Origin of the sequence: Pseudomonas sp. Root329 (genome assembly GCF_001424925.1) — a bacterium.
GTDB lineage: Bacteria > Pseudomonadota > Gammaproteobacteria > Pseudomonadales > Pseudomonadaceae > Aquipseudomonas > Aquipseudomonas arabinosi.
The window spans coordinates 119,507-133,740 of sequence record NZ_LMCV01000012.1; the positions used below are offsets into that span (position 1 = coordinate 119,507).

11 protein-coding genes are annotated in these 14,234 nt (G+C 58.7%); 4 read left to right on the forward strand and 7 right to left on the reverse strand.

Translation table 11 applies throughout. From position 1 onward, the window contains the following. Positions 1-118: 118 nt before the first annotated feature. Together ASC74_RS12120 and ASC74_RS12125 are read left to right on the forward strand one after the other, a co-directional pair. Positions 119-1,240, forward strand: a complete 1,122-nt coding sequence (locus tag ASC74_RS12120) for an efflux RND transporter periplasmic adaptor subunit (RefSeq protein ID WP_056741576.1) — start codon at positions 119-121, stop codon at positions 1,238-1,240. Next, on the forward strand, positions 1,237-4,323 hold the full coding sequence (locus ASC74_RS12125; protein WP_056741577.1) for an efflux RND transporter permease subunit: 3,087 nt from the start codon (positions 1,237-1,239) through the stop codon (positions 4,321-4,323). Before ASC74_RS12120 ends, ASC74_RS12125 begins: the two co-directional genes overlap by 4 nt. 138 nt (positions 4,324-4,461) lie before the next feature. Here ASC74_RS12125 and ASC74_RS12130 read toward each other — a convergent pair whose 3' ends face one another. After that, complete coding sequence (locus tag ASC74_RS12130) at positions 4,462-5,613, reverse strand: lactonase family protein (protein WP_056741578.1); 1,152 nt, start codon at positions 5,611-5,613, stop codon at positions 4,462-4,464. Positions 5,614-5,854: 241 nt separating this feature from the next. On the opposite strand from ASC74_RS12130, the gene ASC74_RS12135 reads away from it, so the two are divergent. Further along, entirely contained in the window at positions 5,855-7,156 is a 1,302-nt protein-coding gene (locus ASC74_RS12135) for an Nramp family divalent metal transporter (protein WP_056741579.1), read from the forward strand. A gap of 45 nt (positions 7,157-7,201) precedes the next feature. On the opposite strand, the gene ASC74_RS12140 is transcribed toward ASC74_RS12135, so the two are convergent. The 4 genes from ASC74_RS12140 to ASC74_RS12155 form a co-directional block, all read right to left on the reverse strand. After that, on the reverse strand, positions 7,202-8,158 hold the full coding sequence (locus ASC74_RS12140) for a 2-hydroxyacid dehydrogenase (protein ID WP_056741580.1): 957 nt from the start codon (positions 8,156-8,158) through the stop codon (positions 7,202-7,204). A gap of 33 nt (positions 8,159-8,191) precedes the next feature. After that, positions 8,192-8,950 (reverse strand): SDR family oxidoreductase, encoded by a 759-nt coding sequence (locus ASC74_RS12145; RefSeq protein ID WP_056741581.1) that lies wholly within the window; start codon positions 8,948-8,950, stop codon positions 8,192-8,194. Positions 8,951-8,991: 41 nt separating this feature from the next. After that, positions 8,992-9,684 carry a fumarylacetoacetate hydrolase family protein gene (locus ASC74_RS12150; protein ID WP_056741582.1) on the reverse strand — a complete coding sequence of 231 codons (693 nt, stop codon included), beginning with the start codon at positions 9,682-9,684 and terminating at the stop codon, positions 8,992-8,994. A 98-nt stretch (positions 9,685-9,782) separates the two neighbouring features. Next, entirely contained in the window at positions 9,783-11,132 is a 1,350-nt protein-coding gene (locus ASC74_RS12155; RefSeq protein WP_056741583.1) for an MFS transporter, read from the reverse strand. Positions 11,133-11,717: 585 nt separating this feature from the next. Between ASC74_RS12155 and ASC74_RS12160 the strand changes: the two genes are divergently transcribed. Further along, positions 11,718-12,650, forward strand: a complete 933-nt coding sequence (locus ASC74_RS12160) for a helix-turn-helix transcriptional regulator (protein ID WP_056741584.1) — start codon at positions 11,718-11,720, stop codon at positions 12,648-12,650. A gap of 4 nt (positions 12,651-12,654) precedes the next feature. On the opposite strand, the gene ASC74_RS12165 is transcribed toward ASC74_RS12160, so the two are convergent. Further along, complete coding sequence (locus ASC74_RS12165; RefSeq protein ID WP_056741585.1) at positions 12,655-13,020, reverse strand: response regulator; 366 nt, start codon at positions 13,018-13,020, stop codon at positions 12,655-12,657. 44 nt (positions 13,021-13,064) lie between these two features. Further along, entirely contained in the window at positions 13,065-14,057 is a 993-nt protein-coding gene (locus tag ASC74_RS12170) for a response regulator (protein WP_056741586.1), read from the reverse strand. Positions 14,058-14,234: the final 177 nt, after the last annotated feature.

Genomic DNA, 14,234 nt, shown 5'->3' on the forward strand with positions numbered 1-14,234 from the left:
TCAAGCCTCTCTCTGCTTTGCTCTGATCAAGTGGGTGATGTTCATTCGTCTCGATAGTGACTATTGACATATTTGGTCACTTGAATAAGCATGGCGCATCCGCTACCGAGAGGTCTCTATGATCCAGCGCCCCCACCTGTCATTCATTTTCATTGGCTTGTTGCCGTTTGCCCTAGCGGCCTGCAACGAGGCCACGCCTGTCGATCCTCGCCTTCAAGTGCCCTTGGTGCGCATCGGCGTGGTTCAACCCTCCGCGCCTGCGGCACGGGTATTCACCGGTATCGTCGCGGCCCGAGTTCAGAGCGATCTCGGTTTTCGGGTACCTGGGAAGGTCTTGGAGCGTTTGGTGGATGCTGGACAGAGTGTCAAGCGCGGGCAGCCCCTTATGCGAATCGATGCCAACGACCTGACGCTGACCGCGCGGGCACAGCAGGAAGCGGTACTGGCCGCCATGGCCCGAGCTCGGCAGGCCTCCGATGACGAGCTTCGCTACCGTGATCTGGTGTCCGTCGGAGCGGTATCTGCTTCAGCTTACGCAGGGTTCAAAGCAGCTGCCGACTCGGCGAAAGCCCAACTCAACGCAGCCCAGGCCCAGGCTGATGTGGCGAAAAACGCGACCGGTTATTCGACGTTGCTGGCGGATGCTGACGGGGTGGTAGTGGATACCTTGGCGGAGCCGGGGCAGGTAGTTGGCGCAGGGCAGGTGGTGGTACGCGTTGCCCATTCAGGGCAGCGCGAGGCCGTGATCCAGTTACCCGAGACGCTACGTCCTGCGCTGGGCTCGGCGGCGACGGTTGAGCTATACGGCCAGCACCAGACTGCAGGTAAAGCGCGTTTACGCCAATTGTCCGACTCTGCCGACCGACAGACCCGAACGTTTGAAGCGCGTTATGTGCTGGAGGGGGCACTCTCCAACGCCACCCTGGGTTCGACGATCTCGGTGGTTATCGCTGACACGGATGTTGCTGATGCCAAGGAATTACAGGTGCCCATCGGGGCCCTTTACGACGCCGGTAAAGGCCCGGGGGTCTGGGTGGTGGGCGGGGAAGCTGAGCAGGTGGCATGGCGCCCGATCAAGGTTCGCGGCCTGAATAATGAGGCCAGCATGCGCGTGACGGGGGATCTGCAGGTGGGTGATCGAGTTGTCGCATTGGGTGCTCACTTGCTAAGCGAGGGAGAGAAGGTCAGGACTGAACTCGCCGATGCTCCGCAAAATTCAGTGGTTGAGGTAAGTCGATGAGCGGCTTCAATCTTTCGGCGCTGGCCGTACGCGAGCGCTCAATCACGCTGTTTTTGATCCTGCTGATTTCTGTGGGTGGGTTGTACGCCTTCTTCAAACTGGGGCGTGCGGAAGATCCCGCATTCACCATTAAACAAATGACGGTGGTCACTGCCTGGCCTGGGGCGACGGCCCAGGAGATGCAAGACCAGGTGGTAGAAAAGCTGGAAAAACGCATGCAGGAGCTGCGTTGGTACGATCGGACCGAGACCTTTACCCGGCCCGGCTTGGCATTCACTACGGTGTACCTGCTCGACAGTACGCCGCCCTCAGCCGTCCAGGAGGAATTTTACCAGGCGCGCAAGAAAATCCTGGATGAGCAGAAGGGGTTGCCGTCTGGGGTGATCGGCCCGATGGTCAATGATGAGTATTCCGATGTCACCTTCGCGCTCTATGCGCTCAAGGCCAAGGGCGAGCCGCAACGTCTGTTGGTGCGCGAAGCCGAGAGCTTGCGCCAGCGTCTGCTGCATGTGGCGGGTGTGAAGAAGGTCAACATCATCGGTGAACAGGCCGAGCGCATTTTTGTCGAGCTGTCCTACGAGCGTTTGGCGACACTGGGCATTTCCGCACGAGACATCTTCAGTGCGTTGAACACGCAAAACATGATAACTCCGGCAGGTTCGGTAGAAGCGAAGGGCCCACAGGTTTTCATCCGCCTGGATGGCGCGTTTGATGACCTGCAGAAGATTCGTAATACCCCACTGACGGTGCAAGGCAGAACCCTCAAGTTGTCCGATGTGGCTGAGGTCAAGCGTGGTCATGAGGACCCCGCGACGTTCCTGGTACGCAACAACGGCGAGCCGGCACTGTTGCTCGGCGTGGTCATGCGCGATGGCTGGAACGGTCTGGATCTTGGGAAGTCGCTGGAGGCGGAGGCGACAGCGATCAACGAGCAGATGCCTTTGGGCATGAGCCTGACCAAGGTCACGGATCAGGCGGTGAATATTGACGCATCCGTCAATGAGTTCATGGTGAAGTTTTTTGCTGCCTTGGGCGTGGTGCTGCTGGTGTGTTTTCTCAGCATGGGCTGGCGTGTCGGCGTTGTGGTTGCCGCGGCGGTGCCGCTGACCCTGGCGGCCGTGTTCATTGTCATGGCGGCCACGGGCAAGGACTTTGATCGAATTACCCTGGGCTCGTTGATTCTGGCGCTGGGACTGCTGGTGGACGATGCAATCATTGCCATTGAAATGATGGTGGTGAAGATGGAGGAGGGCTACGACCGAATCAAGGCCTCCGCTTATGCCTGGAGCCACACGGCCGCGCCGATGTTGTCGGGAACGTTGGTGACGGCGATCGGCTTTATGCCCAACGGTTTTGCCAAGTCGACCGCTGGTGAGTACACCGCGAACATGTTCTGGATCGTTGGCATCGCGCTGATCACTTCCTGGGTGGTGGCCGTGGTGTTTACACCTTACCTGGGCGTCAAACTGCTACCGCAGATCAAGGTGCCTGAAGGCGGGCATACGGCGATTTACGGTACACCGAACTACCAGCGTTTCAGGCGCCTGCTGGGCAGTGTGATCCGCCGCAAAGGCCTGGTGGCGACATCCGTCGTGGGCTTGTTTGTTGTTGCGATTTTGGGCATGGGCGTGGTCAACAAGCAGTTCTTCCCCACGTCCGACCGACCTGAGGTGCTGGTTGAGGTGCAGATGCCTTACGGCACCTCTATCGAACAGACTGATGTGGCGGCGGCCAAGGTCGAGGCGTGGTTGGCTCAGCAGCCGGAGGCCAAGATCGTCACTGCTTACATTGGCCAGGGCGCGCCGCGCTTCTACTTGGCGATGGCCCCTGAACTACCCGATCCATCCTTCGCAAAAATCGTCGTCCTGACCGCGAATCAGCAAGAGCGTGAGGCGCTCAAGCTCCGCCTCAGACAAGCGGCGGCCAATGGCTTGGCGCCTGAAGCTCGAGTGCGGGTGACGCAGTTGGTATTTGGTCCTTATTCACCGTATCCGGTGGCCTTTCGGGTGATGGGCGCCGACCCCGCGGCGTTACGAGATATCGCCGCGCAGGTGCGTGCGGTCATGACCGCCAGCCCCATGATGAGGACCGTAAACACCGACTTGGGCGAGCGCACACCGGCACTTCATCTCACGCTGGATCAGGATCGCCTGCAAGCATTCGGCTTGACCTCGACCGATGTCGCGCAACAGCTGCAATTCCTGCTTACGGGGGTGCCTGTCACCGAGGTGCGTGAGGACATTCGTTCGGTTCAGGTGGTGGCTCGCTCGGCGGGTGAAACGCGTCTGGATCCGTCGAAAATTGCCGCCTTCACGCTGACCGGCGTCCAAGGCCAGCGCGTGTCGCTGTCCCAGGTGGGGGCGGTGGATGTGCGCATGGAGGAGCCCATCCTGCGGCGTCGTGATCGGACGCCGACCATCACCGTGCGCGGTGACGTGGCTGAAGGTCTTCAGCCTCCCGATGTCTCCAACGCCTTGATAACGCAGTTGCAACCCATCATCGAAAAGCTGCCGGCGGGCTACCGCATTGAGTTTGCCGGCGCGATCGAGGAGTCGGGTAAAGCAAACAAGGCATTGCTGCCGTTGTTCCCGATCATGATCGCGCTGATGTTGCTGACCATCATCATTCAGGTGCGCTCGATGTCGGCAATGATGATGGTGTTCGCCACCGCGCCTTTGGGTCTGATTGGTGTGGTGCCCATTCTGCTGCTGTTCCAGCAGCCGTTCGGGATCAACGCCTTGGTGGGATTGATTGCCTTGTCAGGGATTCTGATGCGCAACACGCTGATCCTCATTGGCCAGATTCACTCTAATAAGCAAGCCGGTCTGTCGCCTTATGACGCAGTGGTCGAAGCCACTGTGCAGCGCGCGAGGCCCGTGATTCTCACGGCGTTGGCGGCGATGCTGGCGTTCATTCCGCTGACCCATTCGGTGTTCTGGGGAACGCTGGCGTACACCCTGATTGGCGGTACGTTTGCCGGCACCGTGCTGACCTTGGTGTTCCTGCCAGCGATGTACGCCCTCTGGTTCAAGATCAAGTCTGAAGCCCCACAGGAACTCTCGACACATGTACGTCCTGCCTGATTGAGCGGGCAAACGTTCGCTTGGGCGAGCGTTACGCCTTCTCAAGGCTGGTTGAAGACAATGTGAAATCATGGCCCTGATAAACGGGGCCATGACGAAGAGAGCATCCCGGCTGGGTGTGCGCCCTCCTGGTTTAACTTATAGGGAGCCCTGAATATCCCGCGCGCCGATGCTGACAGTCTCAATCCATAACGCACCTTTGCCCGACGCCGCTTCACCGACACGTTTCAAGGCGCCGGTGTTGCTGACCGCGTAAGTGCCGACTTTTTCGCTTTTCTCGCCCGTTACCAGCAACCAGCGCCCGTTGGGTGAAAAAGCGATATTGCGTGGCTGCTTCTCTTCCACCGGATAGTTATCGAGAAAGCTCAAGCTGCCTGTTGAAGGGTTCACCGCGAATGCTGATACCGAACTGCTTGTGCGCTCGGTCATCAACAGTAGCGTGCCATCGGGCGAGATCCGCAGGTCCGCCGCCCAGATACGTGGTGTGGGGTCATCCTTCAAGTCGTTGTTATGGGCATCACGCACTTCGCCGCGAGCCAGTTTCAAACGCTCGGGAATGCCATTGGCAACGGCAATCTGAGTCAATGCGCCGGTGCTGTCATTGATTGAAAACGCTGTGACCGTGCCGCTCATTTCACCGACCACGTACAGGTATTTGCCATTTGGGGAGAAGGCCAGGTGCCTTGGCCCGGTATTGGCCGGGACGCTGACGTGGCCGCTGCCGATAGGGGAGAGCGCGCCGGTTTTGGCATCGAGACGATATTGCAGGACCTGGTCCGCGCCAAGATTGCCCGCGTAGGCAAAACGGTTGCTCGGGTCGGTACGAACCGAATGCGCATGCGGGCCTGTCTTGTAGCTCAGGATGCTGGCAGAAGGCTGATAGGCCTTGTCGATGGCCTGCACGCTGACGGTGTCGGCACCATAGGAAGCACCGAGCAGATAATGGCCTTTTCTATCGGTAGACAGGTAAGCCATGCTTTCTGCCAGGGGGGCCTTGGTCAGCGGAGTCAGGTGGCCGTTTTTGGAATCTATGCGGTAGCCCAGCACCTGAAACGGCTTGACCCGCAAGGCTGCAAACAACACTTTGCCGTCGGGGGTGATGGCCATGGGGTTGACCTGATCACCGGCGTTGACCTGTTCAATCAGGCTCAACGCGCCGTTGTTCTGGTCTAGGCGATACTGGGAAATCAGACCGTCTCCCGGGCTCGAGATATAGGCAAAGGTGGCGGCATTGGCTTGCAGGCTGATACTGCAGAAAACGGCAGCAGCGATGAGAAGGGGTTTGGTCACAGCGGTTCCTTATTTTTATGATTGTGGTCGGTCATCCTATGACTGTAGTCGAATGGCATCAATCCCTGTTTTGCTCGGACAGTCGTGATTCTCCGGTGGATTGTGGTTGTAGCCTTTAGGAACAGCCCTCCAGAGTGGAAACATTTCTAAACACACTCGTTCAAGTACTGTTGTACGACGTCTTATCTATTATGGTCGACTGCGCTCGTTCTCACAAAAAAAATAAATGGAGATACCCTCTATGACGAGCATTCCTTCCGTCGAAGGCCAGGCTGCGGCGCCCGCACAAAATCGATTTTCCCGAATACTCAAACTGCTGGGCCCCGGAATCATCGCCGTACTGTCCTGGCTGGGCGCAGGTGACCTGATTACGTCGTCCGTGGCCGGTGCCAATTACGGTTACGCAATGATGTGGGTGCTGGCGGTCTCTCTGCTCTTGAGATACCTGATCGTCAACATCATCGCTCGCTTCCAGCTGTGCAATAACCAGGGCATGACCATCCTGCAAGGCTATGCGCAGCTGAATCCCTTTTTCGCCTGGTTCATGCTCGTCTACGCCCTGTTGATGGGGCACTTGATGAACGCCTACATGATCAAGGGGGCGGGTGAGTCTCTGGCGATGCTGTTGAAGATCGACCAGCCACTGCTGTGTTCACTGGCGGTGGTACTCGCGGTGTGGATGCTGGTGGGTCGTAATATTTATTCGATGATCGAAGGCGTAATGAAGGTGTTGCTGGCGATCATGACCCTGGCCTTTATCGCCTTGGCCGTGATGTCCGGCCCCGATGTTGTCGGCATCGTCAAAGGCACCATCGGCTTCAGTATCCCGCCGGATGAAGGCGTGCATGGCGCGCTGCTGGTGGCGGTATCGGTTATCGGCGCGGTTGCGGGCTCCATCGCCAACTTCGTACATCCGTATGTCATGCGCCAAAAGGGCTGGGTAGGGCCGCAGCACAAGCGTGTTCAACGTAACGATTTGCTGTTTGCAGTGTTCGTCGGGATTGTCATCAACCTGGCCATCTGGATCGTCGGCGCGGAAATCCTGCGGCCCAACGGTATCGAGGTGAAGACCTTGGGCGACCTGGGCAAGGCGCTTGAAATTTTCTTCGGCCCGATTGGTTGGTATGTGTTCTTCATCGGCGTGTTCGCGACACTGTTTGCCAGCATTTCAGGCAAGACCACCGCGTTCCCGATGCTGATTACCGACGCCTTCCAACACGTTCTTCCTGAACGTCGCGAAAAGTACGGCAAGGAGTTTCATCATGATCCTATGCATAAATGGTTCATGCTGTTCATTCTCGTGACGCCGTTAGTTTGGTCGCTACCAGGCATGCCGGATTTCGTGACCCTGACCATTGGTGTCAGCGCGTTGAACATCATTGGCTTGCCGGTCATTTCCCTGGGCCTGCTGATCATGTCCAACCAGAAGTCGCTGCTGGACAAGAGATATCGCAACAACCTGTTTGAAAACATCGCGCTGCTCTTTGCTACAGGCCTCGCGCTGTGGGTCGCCTTCCAGTTGGGCGTCGATCTGTTTACCTGACACCGAGCCGCCGAGGGGACGCAACGTCCCCTCGGTGGCCAACCGTCAGTCAGTCACAGACCCCTGCGGTATTCTCCCGGCGAAACTGTCCACCAGGCTCGCCACCACCATCTCGCCCATCCGCGTGCGGGTCTGTAGCGTCGCACTCGCGCGATGGGGTTGCAGCACCACGTTCTCGTTACCAAACAGTGCCTCGGGAATGTTCGGTTCATCGACAAACACATCCAGCGCCGCACCCGCGATCTCTCCAGCGGCCAGTGCCGTCACCAGATCGACCTCGTTGACCAGCTTGCCGCGCGCCACGTTGATCAGATACCCGTCCTTGCCCAGTGCCTGCAGCACCTCGGCATTGATGATGGCTTCAGCCTTGTCGGCAGCGGCCGCGAGAATCAGCGCATCACTGTTGCTGGCCAGCTGCTTCAGATCGGCGATGAAGGTGTGGTTCACATCGCTCATTGGCTGCAAATCGGTGTAGCTGATCGGGCAGCCGAACGCTGCGGCCCGGGTCGCCACTGCACGGCCGACCCGGCCCATGCCGACGATCCCGATGCGCATGCCCGACACCTGACGCGCCAACGGCAACGGTGCCAACGGTGTCGGGCTATGGGGCCATTGCCCCGAACGCACATAACGATCACTGGTGCACAGACCCCGGCACACGGCAATCAACAAGCCGATGGCCAGGTCGGCGACGTCTTCGGTCAGCGCTCCGATGGTTGCAGTCACGCGGATCCCGCGATCCCGGGCGTAAGCCAGATCCACCGCATCGGTACCCACGCCGTTGACCGCCACCACTTCCAGTTTCGGTAATTGCGCCATCAGCGCCTGGCTGATCCCGGTATGCCCGCCGGTGATCACCCCGCGAATGTTCGCGCCGTGTTCCTGCAAATAAGCCTGCTTGTCGGCCTGCTGGAAGTAACGTCTGACGGTAAACAGCTCATCGAGCCGCGCGTTGATTTCAGGGATCAGGATCGGGCTGAGCTGCAAGACTTCTGGCTTCATGTAAACCTCGCGTAACGGAATAAAAAGGCCGGTTTAACCGCGACCGGCAAACGGCATGGCACTGGCCATGACGGTCATGTTCAGGACGTTCGCCTCCAGCGGCAGGCCAGCGATATAGCGCACGGCTTCGGCCACATGCTTGACGTCCACCATCGGCTCCACGGCGATGGTGCCGTTGGCCTGGCGCACGCCTTTGGTCATGCGCACCGACATTTCGGTCAGGGCGTTGCCAATGTCGATCTGGCTGCAGGCGATGTTGAATTCGCGCCCGTCCAGGGCCAGGGATTTGGTCAGTCCCAGCACCGCGTGCTTACTGGCGGTGTAGGCGCTGCTGAACGGACGTGGGGTGTGGGCGGAGATCGAGCCGTTATTGATGATGCGTCCGCCCTGTGGCTGTTGCCGGCGCATCAGTGCGAAGGCGCCACGCGCGCAGAGGAAAACGCCGTTGAGGTTGGTGTCGATTACGTTTCGCCACTGCTCGAACGTCAGCTCATCAAGCGGCACGGCAGGGGCGTTGACTCCAGCGTTGTTGAACACCACGTCGAGGCGTCCGTATACCTCTGTGATGGTGGCAAACAGCGTATCGACACTGGCCGGGTCGCGCACATCAGTGGGCACCGCCAGCGCTTCGTGTCCTTCGCTGAGCGCCAATTCGACCAAGGACTGCAACGGCTCCGGCCGACGTCCGGCCAATACCAGGGTGAATCCGTCGGCCATCAGAGCCAGGGTCACGGCGCGACCGATTCCGCTACCGGCGCCGGTGACCAGGGCTACTTTCAAAGGACTGTTCAAAGGGTTTCTCCTTGTTCAATTCGAGAGGGGGTGTGCCGGGTTCAAGGTCGCTGACCGACGCGCATTTCCAGTTGGCCGATGCCGTCGATCCCGGCGTTAATGATGTCGCCCGGTTGCAGCACATCGACGCCTGCCGGGCTGCCGGTCATGATCAAGTCACCGGCCCGCAGCGCTACCGATTGCGAGATGCGGCTGATGATTTCACTGACCGACCAGATCTGGCTGTCGAGGCTGTCGCGCTGGCGCTCTTCGCCGTTGACGTTCAGCCACAAATCGCCGTCCGGGTGTCCGGCGCGAGTCACCGGCACGATGGCGGTCATCGGTGCGGCGCCGTCAAACACCTTGGCACCTTCCCACGGCAAGCCATTGCTTTTGGCCGCGCGCTGGACATCACGACGGGTCAGATCAAGACCAACGGCATAGCCCCAGACATAGGCCAGCGCCTGACTCTGCGGAATATTGGCGCCGCCTTCACCGATGGCCACGACCAATTCGATTTCGTGGACAAACTCTTCGGTCAACGGCGGGAAAGTCACTTCACCCGCCGCATCCACCACGTTGCTCGCCGGTTTCATGAAGAACACTGGCGGCTGGCGCGACTGGCCTTGGGTGTCTGGCCAAGGGTAGTTGCGGCCGACGCAAAATACCCGGCCAATGGGAAAGCGCTGCTGGCTGCCGGCAACCGGTAAGGTCACGGGCAGATCCGGGGTAAATACATACTCGGTCATCGTCATTTTTGTAGTCGTCCTGTTAGAAGCGTCAGCGTAAGGCGGCAATCTTTTGCGAAGTTGGACGAATGCCGCTTCGTGTTGGAGAAAAACGGTGTCTTGGCTCAGCGCGCCTTGAGTTCGATGCGATACAGGCGACCGAGCAGCAACGAATAGGACAAGGTACCCATCAACGCCACGCCACCAATGAACCAGAAGGCGTAGGCAAACGAGCCTGTCGCGTGGACGATGCCGCCAATCACAATCGGGGTGACGATCCCGCCGATGTTGGCGGCCAGGCTGGTGACTCCGCCGGTCAGGCCGATCAGTTCCTTGGGCGCGACTTCCGATACGGCCGCCCATGACGACGAAGCGATTCCCTGGGCGAAGAAGGCAATGGTGAGCACGGCAATGCAGATCACGTTCGAATCGGTGAAATTCACCAGGACAATCGACATGCCCAACATCGATCCGACCACCAAGGGCAACTTGCGAGCGAAGGACATTGAATAGCCGCGGCGGATCAGCAAGTCGGAGACGATGCCGGCCAGCAGAATGCCGACGGTAGCGCCCACGAACGGCAGCACCGCAAAGATCCCGGCCTTGATCATGGTCAGCTTGCGCTCTTCGATCAGGTACGTCGGGAACCAGGTCAGGAAGAAGTACAGCGCCGAGGTGCTGGCGAACTTGCCGATGCAAATAGCCCAGATCTGCCGATAGCTGAACAGCTCGGCGATCTGCCGCCAGTTGAATTTGGTGCGCTCCTGACTGCTCTTGACCAGTCCGCCCCCGGCTTCGATGTACTTCAGTTCTTCCTGGCTGACGTTCTTGCAGCTCAGCGGATCGCGGTACAGGTACAGCCAGATCACACCGAATACAATCCCGAGAATCCCGGTGCTGTAGAACACATGGCACCAGTCATAGGTCGTCGCCAGCCATAACAGCGCGCCGGTAAACAGCGCGGTGCCCAAATACTGGCCGCACACGTAAATGCTGCTGGCCAGGCCCCGTTCGCGGGCCGGGAACCACACCGTGACCGCGCGGCTGTTGGCCGGAAACGCTGGAGCTTCCATGGCGCCGACGGCCAGGCGCAGCCCGAACAGCGAAGCGAACCCAGTGGCAAAGCCTTGGCACACGGTGACCGTCGACCAACTGATCAGCGACACCCCGTAAGTGAAACGGGAACCGAAGCGATCGGCAATGAACCCGGCGGGGACCAAGGCCAGTGCGTAGGTCCAGGCAAACGCGGAAAAAATCAGGCCCATTTCGATCTTGTCCAGGCCCAGATCCTTGGCCATGAACGGTGCGGCAATCGAGATGTTCACGCGGTCGATGTAGTTGATGATGGTTGCAATCAGCAGCAACGACAGCATGAACCAGCGCCGACGTGTCGGCAGTCGCTGAGGCAACAGGGCGTCCCGGGCGCCGGCGCTCACCGACGGTGCGGTGGACGGGGAGGTTTGCGAGTTCGACATGAGTAGACCTTTTTATTGTTAGAAGAATCGAGATGTTCGCGCGCAGCCGAAGCCGATGCCCCCTGTGTCGGGGCAGAGCAATCGCTACTTGAATGAGAGGCGCGGACAGCCGCTGTCAGGCGCTTAGATACGCCTCCGGGCCTGCTCGATCGGGGGAGGGTTGGCGAGGGGGAAAAACAGATTCATCACGTGCGCACCTGTTGATTGTTTTTGGAAGGGTCGGGCTGCATTGGTTGTTACAGTGGTCGTACAACCTCTCAAAATCAACGGAGGCGTTAGATCGTTTTTTCTTCTGGAAAAGGCGATCAATGCAGGTGTCCAAGAAAAATCAAATCAGCTAATTTCCTTGGTTATGCTTTATTAGTTTAATAAGTCATTGTTTTTAAATGATTAAATATTTATGTGTGCTCGTGGTTTTTTGGACAGACGACACATCACACACGGATACAATTAATTCTCTGTATTTCCTTGTCATCCTATGACGTGTTGAAGCCAGCGGTGTCTGCCTTCACAATCACCGCAGTCGCCGCTTGCATCCCGGCGCGACGACAACCTGTCCATGTACCTGTCGAGGAATCCCAGGCGATGTCGTCACCCGATCGAGTGCCCACTTACGTCATGCAGCAACGCAGCGAATTGACGGACTTTTACATCCGCGACAAAAAGGGTCGGCGCGCCGAAACCAGCCCGCATCGCCATGAGTATTTCCAGATCCAGGTCAACCTCGGTGGCGATACCGTGCAGCACATCGGCAACGTCGAACGTCCGTTTCCGCACAATACGCTGGCCTTCATCCTGCCGCATCGCGTGCACGTGATTCCGCATCCGGCCGACAGCAATTTCATGGTGATCAACTTTTCCCAGACTTTCCTGCTGCCGCATTTGCAGTGCGATCCGATGGACCTGGAGGAAGTCTCGATACTCCTGGCCCCGGAGTTGTCGCCGTTCCGCTTTCAGGAGCATCTGGATTTCATTCTGGCCGATGAAGATTTCAGCAAAGTCTGTGCCCTGATCGAACAGATGCGCGTGCTCGATGAAAACCGTCAGTTCGGCACTCGCGAGATGCTCAAGGGGTTGTTGCTGCAACTGGTGGGGAGCGTTTGTGCCTTGTATGCCGAGCCGCTCAAACGGTTGGCCGAAGAGAATGCCGCCGAAGTCAGCCGACGCGATGCGCTGAGCAGGATGTCCGAATACTTGCGCAAGAACATCGCCGACCCCGACCTCAACCTGATCAAGGTGGCTGCTGCGACGTACCTGTCACCGACGTACCTGACGCACTGGTTGCGCAAGGAAATCGGCAAGACCTTCACTGAGCTGGTGCTCGAGCGCCGGATGCACGCGGCACGCAATTATTTGCTTAATGGGACACGACCGGTGGGGGAGGTGGCGAGGTTGTGCGGTTTCGCTGACGAGGCTTATTTTTCGCGACGCTTCCGCCAGATCCACGGCCAGCCTCCAGGGCAATTCAGGCGTCAGCAACTTAATCCTGATACGCCGCAATCGCCGTCTAATACGTGATTGTTCATCGCTCACATTGCAGCGCAAACTCGACGGCGCTCAGCAAGACATCGCCGCTGAAGGGTTTACGCAAGCATTCGATGGGCTCATAGCGGCTGGATTCGGCCAGTGAGGCTTCATCCCAGTGTGCCGACATGCAAATCACCGGAAATTTTCTGCCCTTGAGCGTCAGCGCGCGCATGACGTCCAGCCCTGAGAGGCCGTTCATTTTCAGATCTAACAGAAGGCAGGCAACGTCATCGAAGTTTTCGAGGGCCAGGAATTCCTCACCCGAGGCGAACACCCGAGAACGGTATCCGGCCGACCGGAGCAGGTTGGCCAGGCTTTTGCGTACGGACGAATCGTCGTCCACGATGCAGACGATGATCATGGTGCTACGGGATGATTCGGGGGGGGCGCAGCCAGTCTCCATAGTCATGAAGTACCCTGCATGCCAAACGCTGGCTCTGTGCTGATCAAGCCATACAGCTTGACCAGATTGACCAGCGAGCGCGTCTGCATCTTCTCCATGATGTGTTTGCGATGGACCTTCGCGGTGACTTCACTGGTGCCCAGCTGGTTGGCGATGTGCTTGTTGGACAGACCCGCGACGATCAGCGGCAGCACTTCGCGCTCACGGGGAGTCAACAGGGCGGCCTTTTGACGTGCGCTTTGTATGCGTTGCCATTGCTCGAACGCCGTCGCTGCACGTTGACGGGTGGCGCGCAGGGTGTCCAACAACTGGTCGTCGTTGAATGGTTTGGTCAGGAATTCGACCGCACCTGCTTTCATGGCCTGCACCGACATCGAGATGGTGCCGAAACCGGTCATGAAAATGACCGGCCACGGATGCCCGCGCTGTCCGAGTGCCGATTGAAGTTCCAGGCCTGTCGCCTCGGGCAGACTGACGTCAAGCAACAGGCAAGCGGGGCCGACGTCGAGGTCAGCGTTGAGCAATTCTTCGGCCGAGGCGAATATCCGGTGCGCGATGCCTTCGGCCCGCAGCAGTCGGCTGAGTGCTGTACGCACGGTCGCTTCATCGTCGACGATGAACACCGGCACGCTGTCAGGATCGATCGTCTCCTGATCCTCGGACGCCAAAGGGCCCAGTGCCACCGGATGGAACAGGGGCAGGGGCGGTTCACGTTCTTTCAATAGTCGGTAACCTCGGCGCGGGACCGTCTGGATGAGTTCTTTTTCTCCGAGCAACTTGCGCAGTGAGGAGATCTGCACCTGCAGATTGTTTTCCTCGACGACGGTGTCGGGCCAGACCTGTGTGATCAATTCGTCTTTACTGACAATCCGGCCATCGGCCCGCATTAGCACCGAGAGGATTTCGAACGCGCGGCCCCCGACACGTAGCGGCCGTCCATCAAGAAAGGCTTCGCGCCGCTCCAGGGAAATAGTGGCTTGGCCAAGTCGGATCATGCGTTCCTCTGCACTGCGTGGATGGAGAGTGACGCCGGAGCATCGATTCATCAGGGCTACACGCTAGGGGACGGCTTCGCATAATGCAATTATCCCGAGGGATAACGCGCCTTGGTTTCAGTGCGCAAAAACCATCGGCTTCGGGGCATTACGACAGCCATCATGGTGCCGATGACG